Below are 24161 nucleotides of genomic sequence, written 5' to 3' on the forward strand. Positions count from 1 at the left end.
GTTCAGACCACCGTGAGGCGGTTCTCGAAGTCCTCCACCAGCTTGCGCCAGGCGCTCTGCTCGGTGTCGAACGGCGCGCTCGGCTCGAGCCGGCTCGGGTCCGGCCGGAGCACGAACGACACGAGCCAGCCGAGGCTTTCGTTGGCCGCCAGCGCGGTTTCGACGGTGTCGTCGCCCGCCCATTCGGCGGCGTCGGTGATCAGCTCGACGGCCAGTTCCAGCTGGGTCGGGTCGATCGACTCCGGGCCCTCGGCGATGTCCTCGTCGAGGCCGGGGAACACGTAGGTGTTGTCCGGGTCGACCTCGATCTCCAGTTCGTCGGCCGCCGCCTTCTCGCGCACCTCGTCCCAAGTGGACACGCCGGCGAGGTCGGTGTCGGCCAGCTCGTCGCCCGCCTTGATCGCCTTGAGCAGCGCCTTCGGCGAGCCGAACACGTCGATCTCGCCCTCGCTGCCGAGGAACACCGGCTTGTCGTCGAGGTAGCAGCGCAGCGTGTAGTACTCCGCGCCGGACGTGACGATCTTGATCGGGTCGATGCCGACCTCGCCCCAGAAGCCGACCGGCTCGTCCTCGGCGTCCTCGTCGTCGGCGTCGACCGCTTCGAGGTCCTCCGGTCCGCCGTCCTCTTCCCCGGCCTCCGCCTCGGCGGATTCCTCGTGGAAGGCGGCCAGCTCCTCGGCGGTCTGCTCCAGCACCGCGGCGTCGACGTCCGGCACGGTCACCAGGTTGTCGATCGCGTCGAGCACCGTGTCCCACTTCTCGGAGACGGCCTTCGACAGGTCGTTCCACAGCGCTTCGCCCTCGCGCCCGGTGAACGGCAGCCGGCCCTGCTCCAGCAGCGAGAAGCCCTCGTACGCGTCGAGCACCTCGTGCACCTCGTCCAGCTCGCACACGTCGGCGAGCGAACGGACGATGCCGACGATCTCGGCCAGCTCGCCGATCGTCCACGAGTCCGGCTCCTCGGCGACCAGCTCGGGCACGCCGACGAGGTCGTAGGAGTGGTCGTCGTCCGGGATCAGCTCGGGCACGTTCAGCGCCGGCACCGCGTCCCACGCCGGGTGGTCGAGCAGGTCGTGCTGCTCGGCCGTGCGCACGAAGGCGGCCAGGTGGGCGGCGTCCGGGAAGGCGTACAGGTCGTCCTCGTCGCCGAGGAACGCTTCCCACTCCTCGCCGTCCTCCCGCCACCGCGGGGCCCAGAGGGTGACCACGTCGCCCTGCGGCAGCCCGAGCTCGATCGGGATGATGTCCTGTGCCATTGCCGAATCCTCCGCGAGTACCGCCCGTGTGCGCGCCCGCCTGCCTGTGGCCCCTCCGGCGACGCGCGGTACCGGAAGCCTACGGGTTGGGGCAAGTGCCCGCGATCTCCCCTGCACCTGCGGCCGGGCCCGGGATGGCACGATAGGCCCCGCGATGACTCTCACCGACCTCCTGCCAGCGGATCCCGACGCAGATGCCCTGTTCGAAGCCTTCACGACGTGGACGGCCGAACGGGGGATCGAGCTGTATCCGGCGCAGGAGGAGGCGGTGATCGAGGTCGTCTCCGGGGCCAACGTCATCCTGTCGACCCCGACCGGTTCCGGCAAAAGCCTCGTCGCGGTCGGCGCCCACTTCACCGCGCTCGCCCACGGCAAACGCAGTTTTTACACCGCGCCGATCAAGGCGCTGGTCTCGGAGAAGTTCTTCCAGCTCATCGAGATCTTCGGGGCTGATCAGGTCGGCATGATGACCGGTGATTCGAGCGTCAACGCCGACGCCCCGATCATCTGCTGCACGGCGGAAATCTTGGCGAACATCGCGTTGCGCGACGGCGCCGGCGCCCCGGTCGGCCAGGTCGTCGCGGACGAGTTCCACTTCTATTCGGAACCGGACCGCGGCTGGGCGTGGCAGGTCCCGCTGATCGAGCTGCCGAACGCGCAGTTCGTGCTCATGTCGGCCACGCTCGGCGACGTTTCGTTCTTCGAAAAGGACCTGACCCGGCGGACCGGACGGCCGACCGCGGTGGTCACTTCGGCGCAGCGGCCGGTGCCGCTGACCTTCCGGTACGCGCTCACGCCGCTGCACGAGACGATGTCCGAGCTGCTCAACGGCGGTCAGGCGCCGGTGTATGTCGTGCATTTCTCGCAGGCCGCGGCCATCGAGCGGGCGCAGACGCTGATGAGCATCAACGTCACCACCAAGGCGGAGAAGGAGGCGATCGCCGACCTGCTCGGCGACTTCCGGTTCTCCGCCGGGTTCGGCAAGACGCTCTCGCGGCTCGTGCGGCACGGCATCGGCGTGCACCACGCGGGCATGCTGCCGAAGTACCGGCGGCTGGTCGAAACGCTCGCGCAGTCCGGGCTGCTGAAGGTGATCTGCGGGACGGACACTCTCGGCGTCGGCATCAACGTGCCGATCCGGACCGTGGTGTTCTCGGCGCTGACGAAGTACGACGGCGTGCGGCAGCGGCATTTGAAGGCGCGCGAGTTCCACCAGATCGCCGGACGCGCGGGCCGCGCCGGGTACGACACCGACGGGTACGTCGTCGTGCAGGCGCCGGATCACGTGGTGGAGAACGCGAAGGCGCTGGAGAAGGCGGGCGACGACCCGAAGAAGAAAAAGAAGATCGTCCGGAAGAAAGCGCCGGAGGGTTTCGTCAACTGGACCGAGAGCACGTTCGACCGGCTGATCGCGGCCGAGCCGGAACCGCTCACGTCCAGCTTCCAGGTCAGCCACTCGATGCTGCTGAACGTGATTTCGCGGCCGGGCAACGCGTTCGACGCGATGCGGCACCTGCTGGAGGACAACCATTCGGACCGTCCGACGCAGCGGAAGCTGATCCTGCGGGCGATCGAGATCTATCGTTCGCTGCTCGCCGCCGGGGTCGTGGAAAAACTGCCCGAACCGGACGCCGAAGGCCGCATTGTCCGCTTGACGGTGGACCTGCAGTTCGATTTCGCGTTGAACCAGCCGCTTTCGCCGTTCGCCTTGGCTGCCATCGAACTGCTGGACATGGAGTCGCCGTCGTACGCCCTGGACGTGGTGTCCATTGTGGAATCCACAGTGGACAACCCGCGGCCGGTGCTGTCGCAGCAGCAGTTCAAGGCGCGCGGCGAGGCCGTGCAGGCGATGAAGGCCGACGGCATCGAGTACGACGAGCGGATGGAGCTGCTCGAGTCCGTCACGTATCCGAAACCGTTGGAGGAGCTGCTCAACGCGGCCTACCAGTCGTATCGCGCCGGACATCCGTGGGTGGCGGATTACGAGCTGTCGCCGAAATCGGTGGTGCGCGACATGTACGAGCGCGCGATGAACTTCGTGGAATACGTGGGCTTCTATCAGCTCGCGCGTTCCGAGGGGTTGGTGCTGCGCTACCTCGCCGACACCTACGACGCGTTGCGGCACACCGTGCCGGACGAGGCGAAAACCGAATCGCTGCAGGATCTCATCGAATGGCTCGGCGAATTGGTGCGCCAGGTCGACTCGAGCCTGCTGGACGAATGGGAAGCGCTGCGGCATCCGGACGAGGAAGGCCCGGTGTCGCACCGGCCGCCGCCCGAGCCGCCCGCGGTCACGCGCAACGAGCGGGCGTTCCGCGTGCTGGTGCGCAACGAACTGTTCCGCCGGGTGGAGCTGGCCTCGCGCCGGGCGTACGACGAGCTGGGCGCGCTGGACGCCGCATCCGGCTGGGACGCCGACGCCTGGGAAGACGCGATCGAGGACTATTTCGACGAACACGATTCGCTCGGTATTGGGCCGGACGCGCGTGGTCCGGCTTTGCTGCTGATCGAGCAGGAACCGGATGTGTGGCGGGTGCGGCAGATCTTCGACGATCCCGCCGGAGATCATGACTGGGGGATCAGCGCGGAGGTCGATCTGCGCGCCTCGGACGAGGTGGGCAGTGCGGTGGTGCGGATCGTGGACGTGAATCAGTTCTGAGGACGCTTGGCCGGGATTCGGGCGGTCCGGGCGGGAACCCTGAGCCAGCGCTCCCGCACGGCCTCGAACACCTTTGACAGCAAGGGAAATCTGGTCCGGGGCAGGCCGATCAGCTCGCCATGAGCATGGAACGCGCGTCCAACCCGTCGAACCACAGACCGATCGCCAGCCCCGCGGCGGCTTCCAACAGGGCGGCCCGCTCCAGGCCGCCCGCGGGCAGGGGAGTGCAGCCCAGATCCTGGACCAGCTCCGTTGCCACGGCGACCGCCTCGGGAGCACCGCACAGCGGGACCCCGAGCGGACGGCCTTCGAATAGCGGCGGAGTCATCCGCCAGACGTCCACATGGGCGAGGTTGAACGCCTTCACCACCGAAGCGCCGGGAGCGTATTCGGCGATCCGCGCGGCCACCGGTTCACCGGTCGCGCCGGGGGTGTTGGTGCAGTCGAGGAGGACTTTGCCGGTGAGGTCGAGCGGGGTGAGCAGGGCTTCGAGGGCGGTGGAGGGGACGGCGAGCAGGATGGCGTCCGCTCGGGCGGCGGCGTCGGCCCAGTCCAGGACCTCGGCGCCGAGTTCGGCGGCCAAGGCGGCCGCACCCTCGGGGGAGCGGCCGGAAACGGTCAGGTCGTGCCGGGTCCATTGGCCGCCGAGGGCGGAAGCCATGCCGCCGGTGCCGAAGAGGGCGATGCGCATGGGAAGGTCTCCTGTCGTCGCGTGGTTGTACGGAAGCGACGTTATGGACCAGGGCAGGAACCGAAAGGTAACCATGGAGTTCATCGCCGACTGCCGTACCCGGCTCGCGTTCGACCTGGTGGCGAACACCTGGCATCCGGTCGTGCTGTGGACGTTGAAGAACGGCCCGCTGCGGCACGGTGAACTGCGCACGCGCATCGGCGGGATCAGTGCGAAGGTGCTCACCGAAGCAGTGCGCAAGCTGGAACGCGACGGGCTCGTCGAACGCGCGGACGGGGCGTATCAGCTCACCGAGCTAGGCGTGAGTTTTCTCGGTCCGATCGAGGGATTCGGGCGCTGGGCGGCGGAGTACGGCGACCAGGTGCTCGAAGCGCAGCTCGCTCACGAGGGCAACGGCCTGGCTCGCGCCAGCTCCAGCAGCGGCACGGCCGCCGCGGCGTCGGTGACCAGCGTCGAAACCAGCCCGGACCGCAGCACCGCGTCCACCGCCTCGGCTTTCGGCTGGCTGTAACCGATCGCGATCACCTCGGGGACCGCCATCAGCTCCTCGTGGCTGATCGCGAGCACGTGGTGCGCCAGCCCGGTGCCGAGCGAGTTGCCGTCCGCGTCGAACAGCCGCGCGGCGACCTCGGCGGTCGCGCCCCGGGCCGCGATGGCGGCGCGTTCGGCCTCGTCCAGCGCGTCGTACACGGTGGATTCCCCGGCCTCCCAGGAACCGATGCTCACCACGGCCTTGGTGAGTTTTCCGAACTGCGCGAACGTTTCCGCGATGCCCGGCTGGTGGCGCAGGATCTCGGTGGTCCGCCGGTCGGGCAGGACGAGCGGGCCGAAGATCGGGTACGAATCGCCGCCGGACACCGACGTCACGCGGCTGACCGTCTCCACCGAACGGCCGCGCATGTCCATCCCGGCCTGCACCCCGCACAACTGCACGATCGGGCAGCGCGGCAGGGTCCGGATCGCCTCGGTCATCGCGTTGACCGACCGCGCCCAGGCCAGCCCGATGACGTCGTCCGGGGTCGCGATCTCCTCCAGCAGCCGGGCGGCCAGCGCGCCGACCTGCTTGCGGACGACCTCCCTCGGCTCCTTTTCGGATGCTCGTTCGAGCACGAGCACGCGGTCCAGCCGGTAGGCGCGGCGGAGGTCGTCGGACAGCTGCACGTCGATCGGAGCGGGCAGGTCGAACTCGATCCGCACCAGCCCGGACTCGAGTGCCGTGTCCAGCATCCGCGCGACCTTGAACCGGCTCATGCCGAACTCGTCGGCGATCTCCAGTTTCGACGCGCCCTGCACGTAGAACCGCCTGGCCATGGTGGCCAGCAGCAGCGTCTCGGTCAGCGGCAGTGGCCCCTTTTTCCTGCTCACATGAGCAGGATAGCGCAAAAATGAGCTTTGCTGGTTGACGGATCCGCAGGCAGGGGCCTGTAATGCCTACGCATGTTACCTACGGCATAAGTCAATATCGCTCAAATGAGCATCTTGGAAGGTGATGAGGCATGCGCGCCGCGATCGTGGACCGGCCCGGGGAGATCCGGGTCGGCGAGGTTCCCGATCCGAAGCCCGGGGAGCGCCAGGTCGTCGTGAAGGTGGGTGCCTGCGGGATCTGCGGCACGGACCTGCACATCGCCGACGGGCATTTCCCCCCGACCCCGTATCCCATCGTCCCCGGGCACGAGTTCTCCGGGGAGATCGTCGAACTGGGCGCGGACGTGCCCGCCGAATGGAAGGTCGGCGACCGGGTCGCGGTCGACCCGTCGATCTACTGCGGATACTGCACGCCGTGCCGGTCCGGGCACGGCAACCTCTGCGCGAACTGGAACGCGACCGGCGACACGGTCAACGGCGCGTTCGCCGAGTACGTGGCGGTGCCCGCGGACACCTGCTACCGGATACCCGACGCGATGACCTGGGAACAAGGCGCGCTGGTCGAACCCGTTTCCTGCGCGGTGCACGGCGTGCGCCGGATCGGCGTGGAGGCGGGCGAACGCTTCCTCGTGGTCGGCGCGGGCACGATGGGCCTGATCATGCAGCAGCTCCTGCTCCGGGCGGGCGCGCACGTGACGATGGTCGACCGCAACGCCGACCGGCTGCCTCGCGCGACTGACCTCGGCGCGGCCGCGGTGGCTTCCGATGTGTCCGAATTGGACGATGAACGCTTCGACGCAGCCGTGGACTGCACCGGTGCGGCACCCGCCATCGAGGCCGCCTTCAACGCGCTGCACCGCGGTGGCCGGTTGCTCGTGTTCGGCGTCGCTCCGGCCGAAGCACGCGTCGCGCTTTCGCCGTTCCGCATCTACAACGACGAGATCACCATCGTCGGTTCGATGGCGGTGCTGAACAGCTACGGCAACGCGCTCGACCTGGTCGCGAACGGCTACATCGACACCGAAGCGCTGATCACCGACACCCTGCCGCTCGAGCAGTACCCCGAGGCACTGGCGAAAATGCGCAGCGGGTCCGGCCTCAAGATCCAGGTGCTGCCCGGAGGTGGCGGCCGTGCGTAAACTCCTGTGCCTCCTTGCCGCGACAGCGTTGTTAGTGACGGGATGCGCCGGAGCCGGGGCGCTCGGCACCGGCGGGCGGACACTGGTCGTCGCGATCGTGTCCAATCCGCAGATGAAGGACGCCATCTCGCTCAAGGGCGAGTTCGAGCAGGCCAACCCCGGGATCAAGCTCAAGTTCGTTTCCCTGCCGGAAAACGAGGCCAGGGCGAAGATCACCGCGTCCACCGCCACCCAGGGCGGCGAGTTCGACGTGGTGATGATCAGCAATTACGAGGCTCCGCAATGGGCGGCCAACGGCTGGCTGGAGAACCTCGAACCGCACATGAAGGCGACGCCGGGTTACGACGAGGCCGACTTCATCCCGAGCATCCGGCAGTCGCTGTCGTACGAGAACCAGATGTACGCGGTGCCGTTCTACGGCGAATCGTCCTTTGTGGTCTATCGCAAGGACCTGTTCCAGAAGGCCGGGCTGACCATGCCGGCTCATCCGACGTGGCAGCAGATCGCCGATTTCGCCGCGAAACTCGACGACAAGCAGGCCGGTATTTCCGGAATCTGCCTGCGCGGCAAGCCGGGCTGGGGCGAAAGCCTCGCGCCGTTCACCACGGTCGCGAACACCTTCGGCGCGCAATGGTTCGACAAGAACTGGAACGCGAAGCTGACCAGCCCGGAGTTCACCAAGGCGGCGAACTTCTACGTGAACCTGCTGCGCGAGCACGGCGAGGTCGGCGCTTCGAGCGCCGGGTTCACCGAATGCGGCACGAAGTACGCCCAGGGCAACGCCGCGATGTGGTACGACGCCACGTCGATGACCGGCACCACCGAGGACCCGAAGAGCAGCCACGTCGGCGGCAAGAACGGTTACGTCGCCGCGCCGGTCGACAAAACGCAGGCGAGCGGCTGGCTCTACACCTGGGCGCTGGGCATCCCGAAGGTCGGCAAGAACAAGGACGACGCCTGGAAGTTCATGGCGTGGATGACGAACAAGGAGTACGCGAAGAAGGTCGGCGAGACCTACGGCTGGAACCGGGTGCCGCCGGGCACGCGCAAGTCGACCTACGAGATCCCGCAGTACAAGGAAGCCGCGAAGGCCTACGCCCAGCCCACGCTGGACGGCATCGCGGCGGCCAACCAGCAGACGACGATGGCGAACCCGGTGCCGTACCCGGGCATCCAGTTCGTCGGGATCCCGGAGTTCCAGGACCTCGGCACCCGGGTCAGCCAGCAGCTGTCCGCCGCGATCGCCGGTCAGACCTCCGTCGCCGACGCGCTCGCGCAATCGCAGAAATACGCGGAATCCGTCGGAAAGTCGTATCAGGAGGTGCAGCGATGAGCACCCTCTCCGTCCCCGCCGGAACCGCGCCGGCGACCGTGAAGCCCGCCGCGAAGAAGGTGACCGGTTCGGCCGGGAAGCGGCGGCTGCCGCTGCTTCCCGCGCTGATCTTCGTGATCGCGGTGACACAGATTCCGTTCCTGCTCACCGTGTTCTACTCGTTCCAGTCGTGGAACCTGGTGCGTCCGGGCTCGCGGCATTTCGTCGGCTTCCGCAACTACGTCGACGTCTTCACCGACACGACGTTCCTCGGCGCACTGCTGAACACCGTCGTGCTCACCGTGGTTTGCGTGTTCCTTTCGCTGCTGCTCGGACTCGGGCTCGCGGTGCTGCTGGACCGCAAGTTCCTCGGCCGCGGGTTCGTCCGGACGCTGCTGATCACGCCGTTCCTGATCCTCCCAGCGGCCGGTGCGCTGCTGTGGAAGACCACGGTGTTCGACCCGACGTACGGTCTGCTGCACTTCGTGTTCGGCACCGACACCGACTGGCTTTCGCAATTCCCGCTGGCCGCGGTGATGGCGCAGATCATCTGGCAGTGGACGCCGTTCATGACGCTGCTGATCCTCGCCGGGCTGCAGAGCCAGTCGAAGGAGGTGCTGGAGGCGGCGTCGGTGGACGGCGCGAGCCGCTGGCGCACCTTCGGGTCGATCACTCTGCCGCACCTGTCGCGGTTCCTGCAGCTGGCCACGCTGCTCGGCGCGATCTACATCGTGAACAGCTTCGACGCGATTTTCCTGATGACGCAAGGCGGTCCGGGCACGGCCAGCACGAACCTGCCGTTCTACATCTACCAGCGCGCGTTCGAGGGCTTCGACATCGGACAGTCGTCCGCGATGGGCGTCGTCGTGGTCATCCTGACGATGATCGTCGCGACGTTCGCGCTGCGGCTGATGTTCCGCGCGTTTTCCGTGGACGGAGGAGTCAAGTGACCGCAACCGCCACCGCCTCGACCGCCGCGACCGGCACCGCGCCGCCTCCGCCGCGCCGGACCAAACGCCGCTACGGTCCGGGCACGCTGACCGTCGCGACCTGGATCATCGCGATCCTGTTCGTTTTCCCGTTGCTGTGGATGATTCTCACCGCGTTCAAACAGGAAAACGACGCGTACACCGATCCGCCGAAGCTGTTCTTCACGCCGACGTTCGACCAGATCTCGAACGTCCTCAACAGCGGTTTCCTGCCGTATCTGGGAAATTCGGCGTTCGTCACGGTGATTTCGACGCTGCTCGTGCTGCTGCTGGGAATCCCGGCCGCGTACGCGCTGTCGCTGGCCCCGGTCAAGGGCACGAAGAACGCGCTGGGCTTCTTCCTGTCGACCAAAATGCTGCCGATCGTCGCGGCGATCATCCCGCTGTACGTGATCTCGCAGAACACCAACCTGCTGGACACGGTGTGGGCGCTGATCATCCTGTACACCGCGATGAACCTGCCGCTCGCGATCTGGATGATGCGGTCCTTCTTCCTGGAAGTGCCCGGCGAAATGATCGAGGCGGCGCGGATCGACGGGGCGAACCTGCCGACGTTGCTGCGCAAGATCATCATGCCGGTGGTCGCGCCTGGAATCGCCGCGACCGCGCTGATCTGCGTGATCTTCTCCTGGACGGAGTTCTTCTACGCGGTCAACCTCACCGCCGCCCGGGCCGGCACGGTGCCGGTGTTCCTGGTCGGCTTCATCACCAGCGAGGGCCTGTACTGGGCCCAGCTGTCCGCCGCCGCGCTGCTGGCCTCGCTGCCGGTGATGATCGTGGGCTGGATCGCGCAGAACCACCTGGTGCGCGGCCTGTCCATGGGCGCTGTGAAGTAAGGGAGAACGCAGATGTCCGCTGAAGTGATTTACGACCAGGCGTCGCGTGTCTACCCCGGCAACCCGGGCGTCCGCGCGGTCGACCAGTTGAGCCTCGAAGTGCCGGACGGCGAGTTTCTCGTGCTCGTCGGCCCGTCCGGCTCGGGCAAGTCCACCGCGCTGCGGATGCTCGCCGGGCTGGAGGACGTCAACGAAGGCTCGATCCGGATCGGCGACCGCGACGTCACCGACCTGCCGCCGAAGGACCGGGACATCGCGATGGTGTTCCAGTCCTACGCGCTGTACCCGCACATGACGGTCGCCGACAACATGGGTTTCGCGTTGAAATTGCGCGGTTTCTCGTCGGCCGACATCAAGAAGCGGGTCGACGAGGCGGCCGCGATGCTGGATCTGTCGAAGTTCCTCGACCGCAAGCCGAAGGCGTTGTCCGGCGGGCAGCGGCAGCGGGTCGCGATGGGCCGGGCGATCGTGCGCGAGCCGAGCGTGTTCCTGATGGACGAGCCGCTGTCCAATCTGGACGCGAAATTGCGCGTCGAAACCCGGGCCAACATCGCGAAACTCCAGCAACGGCTCGGCACGACGACCATCTACGTGACCCACGACCAGGTCGAGGCCATGACGATGGGCGACCGGGTGGCCGTGCTGAAGGACGGGGTGCTGCAGCAATGTGACGCGCCGCGGTCGCTGTACGAGAAGCCGGCGAACTCGTTCGTGGCCGGGTTCATCGGGTCGCCGGCGATGAACCTGGCGACGCTGCCGCTGTCCGACGGTGGCGTGCAACTGGGTGACCTCGTCGTGCCGCTGCCGACCGAGGTGCGGACGGCGGCGGCTGGGCTGTCGGAGATCGTCTTCGGCATCCGGCCGGAGTCGCTGCGCCTGGTCGGCGAGGCCGAGGAAGGCTTCGAACTCGTCGTGGAGCTGGTCGAGGAACTGGGCGCGGACGCGTACCTGCACGGCAAGGTCGGCGACGACCGGTTCGTGGTCCGGGTCGACGGACGGACGCCGCCGCGGATCGGCGACAACGTCCGGGTGGCGCTGCGCGGCGAAGGCGAGACGCACGCGTTCGATCCGAAGACGACGCTGCGGTTGGGCTGAGCGGGAGTGTCGGTGCCGGGTCTCCGGCACCGACACCTAGCTCTCACGGGGGAGGCGCTTCCCCCTGGCGTCCGATCCTTTCTCGCACGGTTCGGACGACGCTTGACGCATGTCGTTGAAGCAAGCCGAATTGCGCAAGTGGCCGGGTTACACCGCCGCGATCTGGGGAGTGGTGTTCGCGATCCCCAGCTTCGTCTGGGCGACCGGCAGCACCTTCGGTGCGCAGTCCACGGTGTCGCCGCCCCTGGTGAAACTCGCACAGGACCGGGTGCCATGGTTTGTCGCCGTCCTGGTGATCACCGGGCTGCTGAAGGTTTTCGGTGCGGTGATCGGAGTCGGCCTGACGCGTCCGCGCGGCCAGTGGCTCAGCCGGGCGATGGTGTTCTGCGGCGGTGGGGCCGCGATCCTGCTGACCTGGCACGGCGGGCTGTTCGTCGTGCAGGGCGTGCTGGTCAAGACCGGAGCCTTCGCCGTTGAACCAACTGAGCTGATCAACTGGTATCTCTACCTCTGGGGACCGTGGTTCCTCGCAGGCGGTCTCGCGTTCGCCGGGGCCGTCGCGCAGTACGTCCGGCATTGCGCGGACCGGCGCACATTGACGCGTTACGGAGTGGTCGGCGCACTCGGTGCGTTGGCGCTGTCGGTGGCCGCGGTCGCGACGGGCATTGGGTGAGTCAGCGGAGGGCTCCGGCGAGGACGGTGGCCGCCATCTGGCGCACGGCTTCCTCGCTGGGCGGCTCGCCGGTGCGGTCGGCGAAGAGCAGGTGACCGGCCCCGATGAGGGTCGGGGCGAGTGTCTGCACGTCCGCATCCGGAGCCAGCCGGCCGAGTTCCTTTTCCGCGGCAAGGTAATCCGCGAGCACGTGTGCCGCGTCGGTCGCCAGCGGAATCCCCGGACCCGGCCGTGCGGCACGGAGCCGGTGCCGGAGTTCGTCGCGGAAGGTGATCAGGGCGACGATCGACACCGCGACCGACGAGAAGACTTCGGTGAGCACCTCGGCCACCGTCTCGACCAGGTCGCCGGTCCCGGCGTGCAGGTCGTCCGCCCGGGCTTCCAGGCGCTGGATCCGGTCGAGCACCAATGCGGCGAGAAACGCGTCGAAATCCTCGAAATGCCGGTGCAGCACGCCCTTCGCGCAATCCGCCTCGGTGGTGACAGCGCGACTGGTGAGGCCGCTCGGTCCGTCGCGCAGCAAAACCCGCTCCGCGGCGTCGAAAAGCTGGGCGCGCACGTCGCGGAGATGGATCCCGGTGGGCAACTTAACGGTCCTTCCTGGCCATAGTGGGCGCTTGCCCACTATGGTGGGCGCATGCCCACTTTACCCCGTCCCGAACCGCATCAGCACCGGACCATGGCGGAGTCGTTCGGCGTCGATCCCGAGCGCTACGACCGGGCGCGCCCGCGTTACCCGGACGAACTGGTGACCGCCGTTCTCGAGGCCAGCCCGGGGAACGAACTGCTCAACGTCGGCTGCGGGACCGGCATCGAAGGGCGGCAATTCCACGCCCGCGGCGCGGTCGTGCTCGGCGTGGAGCCGGACGTGCGGATGGCGGAGTTCGCCCGCCGCGATTTCCCGGTCGAGGTCGCGAAATTCGAGGATTGGGACCCGGCCGGACGAACCTTCGACGCGCTCGTGTCCGGGCAAGCCTGGCACTGGGTCGATCCGGCGGCGGGAGCCGCGAAAGCCGCGCAGGTGCTGCGTCCGGGCGGCCGGTTCGTCGCGTTCTGGCACGTGTTCCTGCCGCCGGAAGAAATTTCGCACGCGCTGGCGGACGCGTTGCGCCGGGCGATGCCGGACTCGCCGTTCAGCGGCAACTATCTGAAGAGCCCCAGTGCCGACGCCTATCAGCCGATGCTCGACAAAGCCGCAGTCGGGTTGGCCGGGACCGGCGCGTTCGGCAAAGCCGAGAACTGGCGTTACGACTGGACCCAGAATTACCGCCGCGACGAGTGGTTGGACCTGCTCGCCACCCAAGGCGGCGTCACCGTGGCGACGCCGGAGCAGCGCGACCAGATTCTGGCCGAGGTCGGCGCCGCGATCGACGCGCGCGGCGGCCACCTGACGACGAATTACTCGACCGCCGCGGTGACCGCCGTCCGACTTCCGTCGTGAGTGTTTATGCCGGTTAGAACCGGCATCGCCACTCACGAGGCCCCTACCCGACGGCGCATGACGGGCCGTCTCAGCCCGCACCCCGCGCGCCAGCCCGCACATCCGCCAGCTTGCGTGCCGCGGTGGTAGGGATGTCGTGAGTGTTTATGCCGGTGAGAACCGGCATAAACACTCACGAGGGGGTCACTCCTCCAGCGAAAGCGCTTGGCTCGGGCAGATGTTCACGGCCTCGCGCGCCTTCTCGACCAGCTCGCCGTCCGGGGTGTCGTTGAGGACGATGACCGTGCCGTCTTCCTCGCTCTGGTCGAACAGCGCGGGCTCGGTGAGCACGCACTGGCCCGCGCCGACGCACTTGCCGGTGTCCGCGATGATCTTCATGATGGCCTCTTCCTGGCTTGTGGTGGGAGCACTCTGATCTCTACCAGGTCACCGGCAACTGGTACAGGCCGAAGATCGTGGCGTCTTCCTTCACCGGGATCTCGTCGACCGGCAGCACGCTCTTCAGCGTCGGAACGCGGCGGAACAGCGTGTCGAACACGATCTGCAGCTCCATCCGCGCCAGGTTCTGGCCGAGGCACTGGTGCGGACCGAAGCCGAACGCGACGTGGTGGCGCGCGCCGCGTTCGAGGTCGAGCTTTTCCGGGCTCTCGAACACGTCCGGATCCCAGTTCGCGGCGTAGCCCAGCACGAGCACGCCCTCGCCGGCTTTGATCGTGACGCCGCCGATCTCGACGTCCTCGGTCGCGACCCGCGCGGTCGCGCCTTCGACGATCGTGAAGTAGCGCAACAGTTCCTCGACCGCGAGGAGCGTTTTGCCCGGGTCGGCCTCGATCGTCGCGCGCTGTCCGGGGTTCTCCAGCAGCCCGATGGTGCCGAGCGAAATCATGTTCGCCGTGGTCTCGTGCCCGGCGACCAGCAACAGGAACGCCAGCCCGATCATCGCGTCGTGGTCGTAGTTGCCTTGGTCGCGGCGTTTGACGATCTGCCTGCCGAGCAGGTCGTCGGTCGGGTCCTTCTCCTTCGCCGAGACCAGGCCGCTGAGGTACTCGCGCAGTTCCTCGGACGCCTTCTTGCGGTCCTCGACAGTGGTGCTGCGCCGGATGAGCGCCATCGTGCGCTGCTGGAAGTAGTCGTGGTCGGCGTACGGGACGCCGAGCAGTTCGCAGATCACCAGCGACGGCACCGGCAGCGACAGCTTTTCCACCAGGTCCGCCGGTTTCGGCCCGGCGAGCAGTTCGTCGATCAATCCGTCGACGATCTCCTGGATCCGCGGGCGCATCGCCTCGACCCGCTTCACGGTGAACTCGCCGAGCACCTCCCGGCGGGCCTCGCCGTGCTCGGGCGCGTCCATCCCGATCATGGCCTTCTGCTTGGCGTTGGTCAGGATCGCGGCCCCGCCCTCGGCCAGGAACGGGAAATTGGGCAGGAACCGGTCCGAGGAAAACCGGCGGTCGCCGAGGATCTGCCGCGCTTCCTCGTGCCGCGACGCCACCCAGGCCTCTTTGCCCCCGGGGATCTGCACGCGGGTGAGCGCACTCGCCTCGCGCATCCGGACGTACTGCTCCGGCTGCGAGAACGGGCAGGTGCGGGCGACCGGCATGCGGAGTTCTTCAGTGGCAGTCATCGTTTCCCCCTTCACCACGCCACCGGGAGGCAGTACAGCCCGAAGACGCCGGAGTCGTGTTTGAACGGCAACGCCTCGACCGGCGCGGCGAGACGCAGCGTCGGAATGCGGCGGAAGAGCGTGTCGAAGACGATCTGCAGTTCCATTCGCGCGAGGTTCTGGCCGAGGCACTGGTGCGCGCCGAAGCCGAACGCGACGTGGTGGCGGCCGCCGCGGGAGATGTCGAACTGTTCGGGCTCGGGGAAGACCTCGGGGTCGAAGTTCGCCGCGTAGCTCAGGCCGAGCACGCCCTCGCCGGCTTTGATGGTGACGCCCGCGATGTCCACGTCCTCGAGCGCGACGCGGGTGGTGGCGAATTCCGCGATGGTGAAATAGCGCAGCAATTCCTCGACGGCGTCGAGGGTTTTGCCCGGGTCTTCCTTGATCGCGGCGAGCGCGTCCGGGTTCTCGAGCAACGCGACGGTGCCGAGCGAAATCATGTTCGCGGTGGTCTCGTGCCCGGCGATGAGCAGCAGGAAGGCCAGCGACACGAGGTCGTCGTGGTCGTAGGAGCCTTCCTCGCGCTTCTTCTCGATCTGGCGGCTGAGCAGATCGTCCGCCGGTGCGGTTTCCTTCGCGGACACCAGGTCGGACAGGTATTTCTGCATCGCTTCGACCGAGGCGCCGCGCTCGTCGGCGGAGATCTCGCGGTTGAGGAGCCGCGAGCTGTGCTTCTGGAAGAAATCGTGGTCGGCGTACGGAACGCCGAGCTGCTCGCAGATCACCAGCGACGGCACCGGAAGCGACAGCGCGGACACCAGGTCGGCGGTCTGGTCGCCGGCCAGCATCGCGTCGAGGTGTTCGTCCACGATTTCCTGGATGCGCGGCTGCAGAGCCTTCATCCGCTTGACGGTGAACTCGCCGACGACCCCGCGCCGGGCCGGGCCGTGCTCCGGTGCGTCCATCCCGATCAGCGACGGACGCAGCTTCGGGCGGCGCTGCAGACCGTCTTTGAACAGGACCGGGAAGCCGGGGTTGAAGCGGTCCGAACTGAACCGCGGGTCGTTCAGCATCGCTCGCAGGTCCTCGTGCCGATGCAGGACCCAGGCGCGCTGACCGCTGCGTTCGAGCTCGACGTAGTGCGCGCGAGCGTCGCGGAACCGGTCGTATTCCGGCGGCGGCGCGAAGGGGCACGTCCGCTTCATCGGGAACGCGGCCTGCTCCGGCTGGGTGCGGCTGGGCTGGGCGACTTCGGTCATCTGAACCCCCTGTGGTGGGTTTGCCCCGTTACGGAATGAATGTGGAGGATTACATTCCGGTTCAGTGCCCAAGGTACCGAAGTGGAAGATCGCCGTCCACTAGCAACGGGGTGACAATTGCTGTCCGCTCCCGATCACTGGCACGTTTGCGCTGCTGGCCCGGCGTGCGAGAATGCGCGCCAACCGGGAAGAGGGAAGGCCGGGCATGAGTGCAGACCCCGAGACGCCGCTGCGGGCGGACGCGCAACGCAACCGCGACCAGATCATCGCCGCGGCTCGCGTCATCTTCGCCAGCCACGGTCCCGAGGTCCCGATGGAGGAGATCGCGCGCGCGGCGGGCGTCGGCGTGGGCACGCTCTACCGGCGCTTCCCGGACCGCGACGCGCTGATCCGCGCGGTGGCGGTGGACAACTTCGCGGGCGTGCTGGACCACGCGCGGCGGCTGTCGGTGGAAGCGCCGACGGCGTGGGAAGCGTTGGTGCAGCTGCTGTATCACGGCGCGGAACTGCAGTTGTCGATGCAGCTGGCCATGTTGTCGCAGCGGGCGCACGAAATTCTCAAGGACGACCCCGAGGTGGCTCAGCTGCGCGAAGCGGTGCTGCTCGAGGTCGAAGGGCTGGTCGACCGCGCGCAGGCCGAGGGGACGCTGCGCAAGGACGTGGGCGCGGGAGACGTCGCGGTGCTGTTCGCCCGGCTGATCCGCCAGCTGCCCGCGCACCGGTTGAAATCGCCGGAGATGGCCACGGCCCGCAACATCGCCATCATGATCGACGGCCTGCGCGCTGGTCCGGCGACCACGTTGCCGGGGCGGCCGATCGGCAAGGAAGACTTGCTCTGACTGCTTCTTTGGACGTGACGGGCGCTGCGGGGTTGCTCAGGCGGGGGTGATCTCACAACGGGCCATCGCGTTCCGGGCGGGGACGTCTTATCTCGTGAAGCCGGTGCGGAGCCGCCGGAAATCGCGAGAGGGGACGAATCATGAAGAACATCCGCCGAATCGCCATCGCGGTCGCTGTTGCCGGAGGCGCGACCGCGGTCTTCGCCGGGACGGCTGGTGCCGCGACCGCGGACTCGTCGGCGCTTCCGTGCACGGCGAACCAGTTCAGCACCAAGCTCGTCTACGGCGGGGCCGGCGCGGGCCAGCGCAACGCCGCGCTGCAGTTCACCGCGAACGAGGGCGAGCGGTGCGTCTTGTCCGGCCGGGCCGACGTCAATCTGGTCGGCGCGCACAACGTCCTGGTCAACAACGAGGCACCGGCCGACGCGCCGCCGGTGCTGATCGCGAACGGTTCGTCGGCATACGTGCCGCTGCACTGGACGGCGATCGGGTCCGACGACGAGCAGCAGACGCCGAACGCGCTGACCGTGACCGCTCCGGCCGACTCGAACCCGCACGGGGACCCGATCGACCCGAACGTGACGGTGGACTGGACCTTCGGCGCGGTAGACGCCGGCGCGGACAGCCACAACCTCGACGTCGGCACGCTGACGGCAGGCGAAGCGCCTGCGGCGTAACGGATTCCGGCTCAGTCGGGCGGGGCTGCGCGGGTCAGCGAATCGAGCACCCGCAGCAGCACCGCCCGGGCGGCGTCGCCCTCGGCCGCGACTGTCCACAGTAGATCCGCGACCTCGTGGTACGGGTCGACGTCGCTCGCGATGTGCTCGCCCTCGGGGGTCTCGACCATCGCGACGTCGTCGACGACCCAGAAGTCCGCGGTGATCGGGTAGGGCACGACGACGTCCGCGGGGATGATGCCGAAGCGGATGTTGGGGGTGCCGAGCAGCGCGAGCAGCTTGTGCACCTGCGCGATCATCACCTCCCGCGGCGCGTTCGGATAGCGCAGCGCGGCCTCGGAGGTGAGCAGTTCGATGGTGCGGCCGGGTTCGTAGAGGATCTGCTGGCGCTGCATCCGCGCCCGGACGGCCTCGGTGATGTCCTGTCCGCCGCCGTGGATCCGGGCGTGGGCGAGCAGCGTATGCCGCGCGTACTCCGGGGTTTGCAGTAATCCGGAGACAATTCGGAGATCTACTGCACGAATTCGTAGCGCTCTGGCCTCGCGGGCTATGGATTCCTCTTGTCTGGCCCGGTGTCCGTCGCGGACTTTGTCTTTCCAGCTGGCGTGCGCGTCGCGGACCTCGACGAGTTGCTCGCGCAGTTCCGCGGCCAGTTCCGGAGGCCCGCCGACCGCGGCGACCCAGGCGTCGAGATCGTCGTCGCCGACGGTCTGCCTGCCGTTTTCTATCTTGCTGACCTTGGGCGCGTTCCAGCCGATGGCCTTGGCGAAGTCCTTTCCGGTCTCGTATCCCGCGTCGACCCGGAGCCGGCGCAGGCGGTCGCCAAGCTCTGCCCGGCGTTTCTCGAAACTGGTAGGCACTCGCCCTCGCTATCGCATGCGGAATTCCTCGAACCCGATGGCATCTTCCCACACCTGGGGTCGAGTTTCGAGAAATCCTGGGGGCCTAGTGCGTCTGAATCGCCGCGCTGCCCTTGCCTCGCCTGCGCCGGTCGTCGTGCTCAGGCTTCCTGCGGGAAGAACTTGAGCAGGCCGGCGGGGATTTCGACGGCCGTCTCGGTGTCCGGCATGCCGCGTTCGTGCAGCTGCCGCAGCGCCTGCTCGTCGGTGACCCGGTATCCCTGGACGACAAACGTGCCGCGGTTGGTGCGATAAGCGTTGGGGCAGTTGCCGCCGGCGCTGGTGGTGCCGAGGAACTCGAGGGCGAGTGCTTCTTCGGACTGGGCGGGCTGCGGGGTCATGCGAAGTCCTCCTGACGTGCTGGCGGCGCCTGTACCGGACACGGGGTTGTCGAAATTTCCCCAATGGCTCATGTTGGCAGAGAATTTCGCGAAAGGATAGGGCTGTGGCGCGAAATGTTGGTGTCCGGTGGTCCTCGCTCAGGCGACTTCGGCGCGGGTGAGCGTCGGTGCGTCGACGAGATGGGAGCAGGCGTCGAGCTGCGGTCCGCCGCTGTTGTCCGGGCTGCCGAAACTGAGCCCGCGGCCGGGGAGGTCGATCGCGAACGGCGGAGGGCTGTGCGTCCGGCTCTCACACGGCATCAGGTGTGCCGCGTTACGGATGCCGCACTTCGTCGTCTTCGGTGCTAAGTGTGCCCACCGCGCACTGTTTCGGTTGCGGGCAAACAAAACCGCCGTTCCGGGGTAACCGGAACGGCGGTCTCGATGGACTCGAAGGTCAGACGCCGATGGGGTGCCAGACCGTTTTCGCTTCCAGGTATCGCCGGAGCCGGGACAGGTCTGGTTCGGCCGTCCAGTCCGGTTCGACGTCCGGGACGGACAGGACTCGTTTCACCGTTCCGGCGGCTTCCTGGGCCAGGGTGACGCGGTCCTCGGGGGTCGCGCCGGTCGGGTCCAGGGCGTTGACGTCGCCGTGGGAGGCCAGCCATGGGCCCAGTTCCGCGGCGCGGCCGGTGAGGATGTTGGCGACCCCGCCGGGGACATCGGAGGTGGCCAGCACCTCGGACAGCGTGATGGCGGGCAGGGGGCGGTCCGCGCTGGAGACCAGGACTGCCGTCGAGCCGGTGGCCAGCACTGGGGCCAGCACCGTCACCAGGCCGAGCAGGGAGGACTCTTGCGGCGCGAGAACGCCGACGACTCCGGTGGGCTCGGGCGTGGTGAAGGAGAAATACGGCCCGGCGACCGGGTTGGCGGCACCGAGGACCGAGGCGATCTTGTCGGTCCAGCCCGCGTACCAGACCCAGCGGTCGATGGCAGCGTCCACAAGGGACTCGGCCTTCTTCGCGGCGACGCCCTCGCAGGCGGCCACCTCGGCGGCGAACTGGGCGCGGCGGCCTTCCATCACCTCGGCGACGCGGTAGAGCACCTGGCCGCGGTTGTATGCGGTTGCCGACGACCAACCCGGGAACGCCTTGCGGGCGGCGGACACCGCGTCGCGCAGGTCTTTGCGCGAGGCGTGGGCCGCGTTCGCCAGGAAAGCGCCCTTGGAATCGGTGACGGGGTAGACGCGGCCCGATTCCGAGCGCGGGAATTTGCCGCCGACATACAGCTTGTAGGTTTTGGCGACGGAAATCCGGTCAGACATTGAGGTAGGCCTCCAAACCGGTGCGTCCGCCTTCGCGGCCGAAACCGGACTCCTGGTAGCCCCCGAACGGGGCGGCGGGGTCGAAACGGTTGAACGTGTTGGCCCAGACCACGCCGGCCCGGAGCTGGTTCGCCATCCACAGGATGCGCGAGCCCTTCTCGGTCCAGATGCCCGCGGACAGTCCGTACGGCGTGTTGTTCGCCTTCGCCACGGCCTCTTCCGGCGTGCGGAAGGTGAGGACCGACAGCACCGGGCCGAAGATCTCCTCGCGCGCGATCCGCATCGACTGGTGGACTTCGGAGAACACCGTCGGCGCGAAGAAGAACCCGCGGTCCGGCACCGGGCACGGGCTGGTCCAGCGTTGCGCGCCTTCCGCGTCGCCGGATTCGACCAGGCCGCGGATCTTCGCCAGCTGCTCGGCCGAGTTGATCGCGCCGACGTCGGTGTTCTTGTCCAGCGGGTCGCCCAGCCGCAGCGTCGACACCCGGTACCGCAGCTTCTCCAGCACCTCCTCGGCCACCGATTCCTGCACCAGCAGCCGCGAGCCCGCGCAGCAGACGTGGCCCTGGTTGAAGAAGATCCCGTTGACGATCCCCTCGACCGCTTGGTCCAGCGGAGCGTCGTCGAACACCACGTTCGCCGCCTTGCCGCCGAGTTCCAGGGTCAGCTTCTTGCGGGTGCCCGCGACGGTGCGCTGGATCAGCTTGCCGACCTCGGTGGAACCGGTGAACGCGATCTTGTCGACGTCCGGATGCTCCACAATGGACGCACCGATGTCACCGGCGCCGGGCAGGATGTTCACGACGCCCGGCGGCAGTTCCGCCTGCTGGCAGATCTCGGCGAACACCAGCGCGCTCAGCGGCGTGGTCTCGGCGGGCTTCAGCACCACGGTGTTACCGGTGGCCAGCGCCGGTGCGATCTTCCACGCCAGCATCAGCAGCGGGAAGTTCCACGGGATCACCTGGCCGGCGACGCCGAGCGGCTTCGGGTCCGGCCCGTAGCCCGCGTAGCCGAGCTTGTCCGCCCAGCCTGCGTGGTAGAAGAAATGCGCGGCCGCGGTCGGCACGTCGGAATCGCGCGACTCCTTGATCGGCTTCCCGTTGTCCAGCGTTTCCAGCACCGCCAGCTCGCGCGAGCGTTCCTGGATCAGCCGCGCGATGCGGAACAGGTACTTCGCCCGCTCCGTGCCCGGCATTTTCGACCAGACCGACGTGTACGCCTTGCGCGCGGCCTTCACCGCGGTGTCCACATCGGACACAGACGCCGTGCCGACCTCGGCGAGGATCTCCTCGGTGGCCGGGTTGATCGTTTTGAGCGGCTCGCCGGACCCGTCGACGAACTCGCCGTTGACGAAGGGCTTGTAATGCTCTTTCAGATTGGCCAGCGCGCGCGATTCCGGCGCGGGCGCGTATTCGAAGATGCCCATGTCAGTCCACCGTCACGTAATCAGGGCCGCTGTAGTGGCCGTCCACCTGGGTGCGCCGCTGCAGCAGCAGGTCGTTGAGCAGGCTCGACGCGCCGAACCGGAACAGGTCCGGCGTGAGCCACTGCTCGCCCGCGACCTCGTGCACGGCGACGAGGTACTTGATCGCGTCCTTCGTCGTGCGGATCCCGCCCGCGGGTTTGACGCCGCGCAGTTCGCCGGTGCGCTCGTGCCAGTCGTGCACCGCCTGCAGCATCACGTGCGTGACCGGCAGCGTCGCGGCGGGCGACACCTTGCCGGTGGACGTCTTGATGAAGTCCCCGCCGGCCAGCAGGGCGAGCCAGGACGCGCGGCGGACGTTGTCGTACGTCGCCAGCTCGCCCGTTTCGAGGATCACCTTCAGGTGCGCCGAGCCGCAGGCCGCCTTCACCGCGCGGATCTCGTCGAACACCTCCAGGTAGCGGCCTTCGAGGAACGCGCCGCGGTCGATCACCATGTCGACCTCGTCCGCGCCCGCCTCGACGGCCAGCCGTGTGTCGGCGAGCTTCACCTCGCGGCTCGTGCGGCCCGCCGGGAAGCCGGTGGCGACGCTCGCCACCCGCACCCCGCTGCCCGCGAGCGCTTCGACGGCCGTCTCCACCAGGTCCGGGTACACGCACACGGCCGCGACGCGCGGGCAGTCCTGCCGCTCGGGGTCCGGCCGCATCGCTTTGGCGGCGAGCCCGCGGACCTTGCCGCGGGTGTCGGCTCCCTCGAGCGTGGTCAGGTCGACCATCGACACCGCGGTGTCGATCGCCCAGCGCTTGGCTTCCTTTTTGATGCTCCGGGTCGCGAGTCCCGCCGCGCGCTGCTCGACGCCGACCTGGTCGACACCGGGCAGCCCGTGCAGGAACCGCCGCAGGCTCGCTTCGTCGCGAGTGACGTCCGTCAGCGGCGACGGGGTTTCCGGCGCCGCTGACGGGCTGGTGGTAGCTGTCATACCGCTGAGTGTAGGTGCGCGACAGCAGGCGCCGGAGCGCTCACCGGAATCTGTGGACAGCTGGTCACGGCCGCGGAGTTGTCCACAGCCGCGCGGCGCGAGCGGCGGTTTTTGTCGGTGCCGTGTGCAGTCGGGTTCAGGACTCGATCTGCGGCGCGTTCAGGTCCTTGGCCGGCTTGCGGTACACGACGACGCCGCCCCAGAAACCGAGGCCGTTGATCGTCACCGTCGGGGCGGTCGGCGGCGCGGGCGGCGCGCCGGACTTGTCCTCCAGCATGAACGCGCCCATGAAGCCGATGCCGGTGACGTTCACGTTGATGTCGTCGGGGACGGTGATCTCGATCCCGCCCATGATCGCGATGGCGGTGATCGTGCTCGATTTCTCGGCGAACCGGGCGCTGCGCAGGTCGATTTCGGCTCCGCCCCAGAACGCGAAAGTCGTGTGCTGCTGCGGCAGGACCCAGCTGCCCTTGCGCACCGCCCCGGACATCACGCCGATCGACATCGCGGAACCGGGATGCCCGCCGATGCGGTTGTCGGGCAGCCCGAGCGCGCGCGAGGGGGCGGGTTGCAGCGAGGCCGACGCGGTGGCGGCGAGCGCGGCGCTGCCGGGCAGATCGGCGGTCACCGGTTTCAGGTCGGCGAACGTTTTCGCCGAGTAGACGCTGGAAAGCCGCTCCTCCAGCTCGTCGATCGTGATGCGGCCTTCGGACAGCGCCTGGTGCAGTACCTGCGCGACCTGCTCCCGGTCAGCGTCCGACACGCGCATCTGGTCCGGGCCCGGCGTGGCTGGGTCTTCACTCACCTGGGGCAGCCTAGCCCTGTCGGGTCCGGCTCGGGTCCGTCGAACGGTGGATAGGGGGATCATGGCGTGATGGATGCTGCGTTGGCGGGGACTCTCGTGCTTCCGGACGGGGCTCGGGTGCGGGCCCGTGGGCTGGGGAAGCCGAGGCCGGAGGGGCCGGAGCCGGAGTTCGGGTTGTATCTGGGGTCGCGGCGGATGCGGGCACGGTACGACCCGTTGCTGGGGTGGGAGCGGCGGTGGGTGCTTTGGCCGGACTTCTTGCTGCCGCGGGATCGGGAGGACGCCCGGTCGCAGATTTTGGGGTTGCACGAGCGGGCGGTTGCTGGGGAGGCCGTGGAGGTGGCTTGTCTTGGCGGGGTCGGGCGTAGTGGGACTGTGCTGGCTTGTTTGGTGACGGTCGGTGGGGTGGGGCCGGGGGAGGCTGTCGCTTGGGTGCGGAGGGAGCATCATCCGCGGGCGGTGGAGACTCCTTGGCAGCGGCGGTGGGTTCGGTGGTTTGCGGAGTCTTTGTAGGGGGGCTGTCTCGGCTCGTCGCCCTGGCGGGCGACATTGCCGTCCCTGGTTGCGTGGGGCACCCC

25 protein-coding genes and 1 pseudogene are annotated in these 24161 nt (G+C 68.2%); 12 read left to right on the forward strand and 14 right to left on the reverse strand.

Annotated features, from left to right (window positions below; translation table 11 throughout):
* Window positions 1-2: 2 nt before the first annotated feature.
* Window positions 3-1256: a hypothetical protein gene (locus tag CU254_RS02875; RefSeq protein ID WP_009072581.1), complete on the reverse strand. Its 1254-nt coding sequence runs from the start codon at window positions 1254-1256 to the stop codon at window positions 3-5.
* A gap of 154 nt (window positions 1257-1410) precedes the next feature.
* Here CU254_RS02875 and CU254_RS02880 point away from each other — a divergent pair, with 154 nt between their 5' ends.
* Entirely contained in the window at window positions 1411-3915 is a 2505-nt protein-coding gene (locus CU254_RS02880; protein ID WP_037712360.1) for an RNA helicase, read from the forward strand.
* Between the two features lie 109 nt (window positions 3916-4024).
* Here CU254_RS02880 and CU254_RS02885 read toward each other — a convergent pair whose 3' ends face one another.
* Window positions 4025-4606 (reverse strand): NAD(P)-binding domain-containing protein, encoded by a 582-nt coding sequence (locus CU254_RS02885; RefSeq protein ID WP_009072583.1) that lies wholly within the window; start codon window positions 4604-4606, stop codon window positions 4025-4027.
* Between the two features lie 73 nt (window positions 4607-4679).
* On the opposite strand from CU254_RS02885, the pseudogene CU254_RS02890 reads away from it, so the two are divergent.
* A pseudogene (locus CU254_RS02890) lies at window positions 4680-4982 on the forward strand (winged helix-turn-helix transcriptional regulator); the annotation flags it as partial.
* Between the two features lie 5 nt (window positions 4983-4987).
* Here the strand turns inward: CU254_RS02890 and CU254_RS02895 are convergent.
* On the reverse strand, window positions 4988-5917 hold the full coding sequence (locus CU254_RS02895) for a sugar-binding transcriptional regulator (protein ID WP_050788383.1): 930 nt from the start codon (window positions 5915-5917) through the stop codon (window positions 4988-4990).
* A 185-nt stretch (window positions 5918-6102) separates the two neighbouring features.
* On the opposite strand from CU254_RS02895, the gene CU254_RS02900 reads away from it, so the two are divergent.
* The 6 genes from CU254_RS02900 (at window position 6103) to CU254_RS02925 (ending at window position 12015) form a co-directional block, all read left to right on the forward strand.
* Window positions 6103-7110 carry a zinc-dependent alcohol dehydrogenase family protein gene (locus CU254_RS02900; protein WP_009072589.1) on the forward strand — a complete coding sequence of 336 codons (1008 nt, stop codon included), beginning with the start codon at window positions 6103-6105 and terminating at the stop codon, window positions 7108-7110.
* Window positions 7103-8443: a sugar ABC transporter substrate-binding protein gene (locus CU254_RS02905; protein ID WP_009072591.1), complete on the forward strand. Its 1341-nt coding sequence runs from the start codon at window positions 7103-7105 to the stop codon at window positions 8441-8443. Before CU254_RS02900 ends, CU254_RS02905 begins: the two co-directional genes overlap by 8 nt.
* Window positions 8440-9372, forward strand: a complete 933-nt coding sequence (locus CU254_RS02910) for a carbohydrate ABC transporter permease (RefSeq protein WP_009072593.1) — start codon at window positions 8440-8442, stop codon at window positions 9370-9372. The genes CU254_RS02905 and CU254_RS02910 overlap by 4 nt, the downstream gene beginning before the upstream one ends.
* A gap of 86 nt (window positions 9373-9458) precedes the next feature.
* Window positions 9459-10247: a carbohydrate ABC transporter permease gene (locus tag CU254_RS02915; protein WP_037716491.1), complete on the forward strand. Its 789-nt coding sequence runs from the start codon at window positions 9459-9461 to the stop codon at window positions 10245-10247.
* Window positions 10248-10259: 12 nt separating this feature from the next.
* Window positions 10260-11342, forward strand: coding sequence for an ABC transporter ATP-binding protein (locus CU254_RS02920; RefSeq protein ID WP_009072597.1), 1083 nt, complete (start codon window positions 10260-10262; stop codon window positions 11340-11342).
* Between the two features lie 109 nt (window positions 11343-11451).
* Window positions 11452-12015, forward strand: coding sequence for a DUF3995 domain-containing protein (locus tag CU254_RS02925; protein WP_009072599.1), 564 nt, complete (start codon window positions 11452-11454; stop codon window positions 12013-12015).
* A gap of 1 nt (window position 12016) precedes the next feature.
* Here CU254_RS02925 and CU254_RS02930 read toward each other — a convergent pair whose 3' ends face one another.
* Window positions 12017-12601, reverse strand: coding sequence for a TetR/AcrR family transcriptional regulator (locus CU254_RS02930; protein ID WP_009072601.1), 585 nt, complete (start codon window positions 12599-12601; stop codon window positions 12017-12019).
* Window positions 12602-12652: 51 nt separating this feature from the next.
* Here CU254_RS02930 and CU254_RS02935 point away from each other — a divergent pair, with 51 nt between their 5' ends.
* Window positions 12653-13456: a class I SAM-dependent methyltransferase gene (locus tag CU254_RS02935; RefSeq protein ID WP_009072603.1), complete on the forward strand. Its 804-nt coding sequence runs from the start codon at window positions 12653-12655 to the stop codon at window positions 13454-13456.
* A 183-nt stretch (window positions 13457-13639) separates the two neighbouring features.
* Here the strand turns inward: CU254_RS02935 and CU254_RS02940 are convergent, their stop codons facing one another.
* Genes CU254_RS02940 through CU254_RS02950 form a run of 3 tightly spaced genes read right to left on the reverse strand, consistent with a single transcriptional unit; the run spans window position 13640 to window position 16318 of the window.
* Window positions 13640-13834, reverse strand: a complete 195-nt coding sequence (locus CU254_RS02940) for a ferredoxin (protein ID WP_009072605.1) — start codon at window positions 13832-13834, stop codon at window positions 13640-13642.
* Window positions 13835-13874: 40 nt separating this feature from the next.
* A complete protein-coding gene (locus tag CU254_RS02945; RefSeq protein WP_037712364.1) occupies window positions 13875-15080 on the reverse strand; it encodes a cytochrome P450 in 1206 nt (401 codons plus the stop codon).
* A gap of 11 nt (window positions 15081-15091) precedes the next feature.
* On the reverse strand, window positions 15092-16318 hold the full coding sequence (locus tag CU254_RS02950) for a cytochrome P450 (RefSeq protein ID WP_009072609.1): 1227 nt from the start codon (window positions 16316-16318) through the stop codon (window positions 15092-15094).
* Between the two features lie 205 nt (window positions 16319-16523).
* Between CU254_RS02950 and CU254_RS02955 the strand changes: the two genes are divergently transcribed.
* Together CU254_RS02955 and CU254_RS02960 are read left to right on the forward strand one after the other, a co-directional pair.
* Window positions 16524-17156, forward strand: coding sequence for a TetR/AcrR family transcriptional regulator (locus CU254_RS02955; RefSeq protein ID WP_037712365.1), 633 nt, complete (start codon window positions 16524-16526; stop codon window positions 17154-17156).
* Between the two features lie 140 nt (window positions 17157-17296).
* On the forward strand, window positions 17297-17833 hold the full coding sequence (locus CU254_RS02960; protein ID WP_009072614.1) for a DUF4232 domain-containing protein: 537 nt from the start codon (window positions 17297-17299) through the stop codon (window positions 17831-17833).
* Window positions 17834-17844: 11 nt separating this feature from the next.
* Here the strand turns inward: CU254_RS02960 and CU254_RS02965 are convergent, their stop codons facing one another.
* From CU254_RS02965 to CU254_RS02990, 7 genes are all read right to left on the reverse strand, one after another.
* Window positions 17845-18693: a helix-turn-helix transcriptional regulator gene (locus tag CU254_RS02965; protein WP_009072615.1), complete on the reverse strand. Its 849-nt coding sequence runs from the start codon at window positions 18691-18693 to the stop codon at window positions 17845-17847.
* A gap of 140 nt (window positions 18694-18833) precedes the next feature.
* The gene (locus tag CU254_RS02970; protein WP_037712366.1) at window positions 18834-19073 is read right to left on the reverse strand and encodes a hypothetical protein; all 240 of its coding nucleotides are present in this window, start codon (window positions 19071-19073) and stop codon (window positions 18834-18836) included.
* A gap of 138 nt (window positions 19074-19211) precedes the next feature.
* Complete coding sequence (locus tag CU254_RS42865) at window positions 19212-19373, reverse strand: hypothetical protein (protein WP_158687983.1); 162 nt, start codon at window positions 19371-19373, stop codon at window positions 19212-19214.
* 136 nt (window positions 19374-19509) lie between these two features.
* On the reverse strand, window positions 19510-20376 hold the full coding sequence (locus tag CU254_RS02975; protein WP_009072620.1) for an aldehyde dehydrogenase family protein: 867 nt from the start codon (window positions 20374-20376) through the stop codon (window positions 19510-19512).
* Entirely contained in the window at window positions 20369-21802 is a 1434-nt protein-coding gene (locus tag CU254_RS02980; protein ID WP_009072622.1) for an aldehyde dehydrogenase family protein, read from the reverse strand. The genes CU254_RS02975 and CU254_RS02980 overlap by 8 nt, the downstream gene beginning before the upstream one ends.
* A 1-nt stretch (window position 21803) precedes the next feature.
* Window positions 21804-22778, reverse strand: a complete 975-nt coding sequence (gene deoC / locus CU254_RS02985) for a deoxyribose-phosphate aldolase (protein ID WP_009072624.1) — start codon at window positions 22776-22778, stop codon at window positions 21804-21806.
* A gap of 136 nt (window positions 22779-22914) precedes the next feature.
* Window positions 22915-23547 (reverse strand): DUF1707 domain-containing protein, encoded by a 633-nt coding sequence (locus tag CU254_RS02990; RefSeq protein WP_037712368.1) that lies wholly within the window; start codon window positions 23545-23547, stop codon window positions 22915-22917.
* A 105-nt stretch (window positions 23548-23652) separates the two neighbouring features.
* On the opposite strand from CU254_RS02990, the gene CU254_RS43895 reads away from it, so the two are divergent.
* The gene (locus CU254_RS43895; protein ID WP_009072628.1) at window positions 23653-24096 is read left to right on the forward strand and encodes a protein-tyrosine-phosphatase; all 444 of its coding nucleotides are present in this window, start codon (window positions 23653-23655) and stop codon (window positions 24094-24096) included.
* Window positions 24097-24161: the final 65 nt, after the last annotated feature.

Source organism: Amycolatopsis sp. AA4, from assembly GCF_002796545.1.
GTDB lineage: Bacteria > Actinomycetota > Actinomycetes > Mycobacteriales > Pseudonocardiaceae > Amycolatopsis.

Bases quoted from the DNA above. Each gene is read 5' to 3' on its own strand.
- CU254_RS02970 (WP_037712366.1), bottom strand. From the start codon at position 19,073: ATGACCCCGCAGCCCGCCCAGTCCGAAGAAGCACTCGCCCTCGAGTTC.
- CU254_RS02935 (WP_009072603.1), top strand. From the start codon at position 12,653: ATGCCCACTTTACCCCGTCCCGAACCGCATCAGCACCGGACCATGGCG.
- CU254_RS02980 (WP_009072622.1), bottom strand. From the start codon at position 21,802: ATGGGCATCTTCGAATACGCGCCCGCGCCGGAATCGCGCGCGCTGGCC.
- CU254_RS02925 (WP_009072599.1), top strand. From the start codon at position 11,452: ATGTCGTTGAAGCAAGCCGAATTGCGCAAGTGGCCGGGTTACACCGCC.
- CU254_RS02955 (WP_037712365.1), top strand. From the start codon at position 16,524: ATGAGTGCAGACCCCGAGACGCCGCTGCGGGCGGACGCGCAACGCAAC.
- CU254_RS02940 (WP_009072605.1), bottom strand. From the start codon at position 13,834: ATGAAGATCATCGCGGACACCGGCAAGTGCGTCGGCGCGGGCCAGTGC.
- CU254_RS02895 (WP_050788383.1), bottom strand. From the start codon at position 5,917: ATGGCCAGGCGGTTCTACGTGCAGGGCGCGTCGAAACTGGAGATCGCC.
- CU254_RS02975 (WP_009072620.1), bottom strand. From the start codon at position 20,376: ATGTCTGACCGGATTTCCGTCGCCAAAACCTACAAGCTGTATGTCGGC.
- deoC (WP_009072624.1), bottom strand. From the start codon at position 22,778: ATGACAGCTACCACCAGCCCGTCAGCGGCGCCGGAAACCCCGTCGCCG.
- CU254_RS42865 (WP_158687983.1), bottom strand. From the start codon at position 19,373: ATGCCGTGTGAGAGCCGGACGCACAGCCCTCCGCCGTTCGCGATCGAC.
- CU254_RS02875 (WP_009072581.1), bottom strand. From the start codon at position 1,256: ATGGCACAGGACATCATCCCGATCGAGCTCGGGCTGCCGCAGGGCGAC.
- CU254_RS02960 (WP_009072614.1), top strand. From the start codon at position 17,297: ATGAAGAACATCCGCCGAATCGCCATCGCGGTCGCTGTTGCCGGAGGC.
- CU254_RS02910 (WP_009072593.1), top strand. From the start codon at position 8,440: ATGAGCACCCTCTCCGTCCCCGCCGGAACCGCGCCGGCGACCGTGAAG.
- CU254_RS02920 (WP_009072597.1), top strand. From the start codon at position 10,260: ATGTCCGCTGAAGTGATTTACGACCAGGCGTCGCGTGTCTACCCCGGC.
- CU254_RS43895 (WP_009072628.1), top strand. From the start codon at position 23,653: ATGGATGCTGCGTTGGCGGGGACTCTCGTGCTTCCGGACGGGGCTCGG.
- CU254_RS02885 (WP_009072583.1), bottom strand. From the start codon at position 4,606: ATGCGCATCGCCCTCTTCGGCACCGGCGGCATGGCTTCCGCCCTCGGC.
- CU254_RS02900 (WP_009072589.1), top strand. From the start codon at position 6,103: ATGCGCGCCGCGATCGTGGACCGGCCCGGGGAGATCCGGGTCGGCGAG.
- CU254_RS02950 (WP_009072609.1), bottom strand. From the start codon at position 16,318: ATGACCGAAGTCGCCCAGCCCAGCCGCACCCAGCCGGAGCAGGCCGCG.
- CU254_RS02880 (WP_037712360.1), top strand. From the start codon at position 1,411: ATGACTCTCACCGACCTCCTGCCAGCGGATCCCGACGCAGATGCCCTG.
- CU254_RS02945 (WP_037712364.1), bottom strand. From the start codon at position 15,080: ATGACTGCCACTGAAGAACTCCGCATGCCGGTCGCCCGCACCTGCCCG.
- CU254_RS02990 (WP_037712368.1), bottom strand. From the start codon at position 23,547: ATGCGCGTGTCGGACGCTGACCGGGAGCAGGTCGCGCAGGTACTGCAC.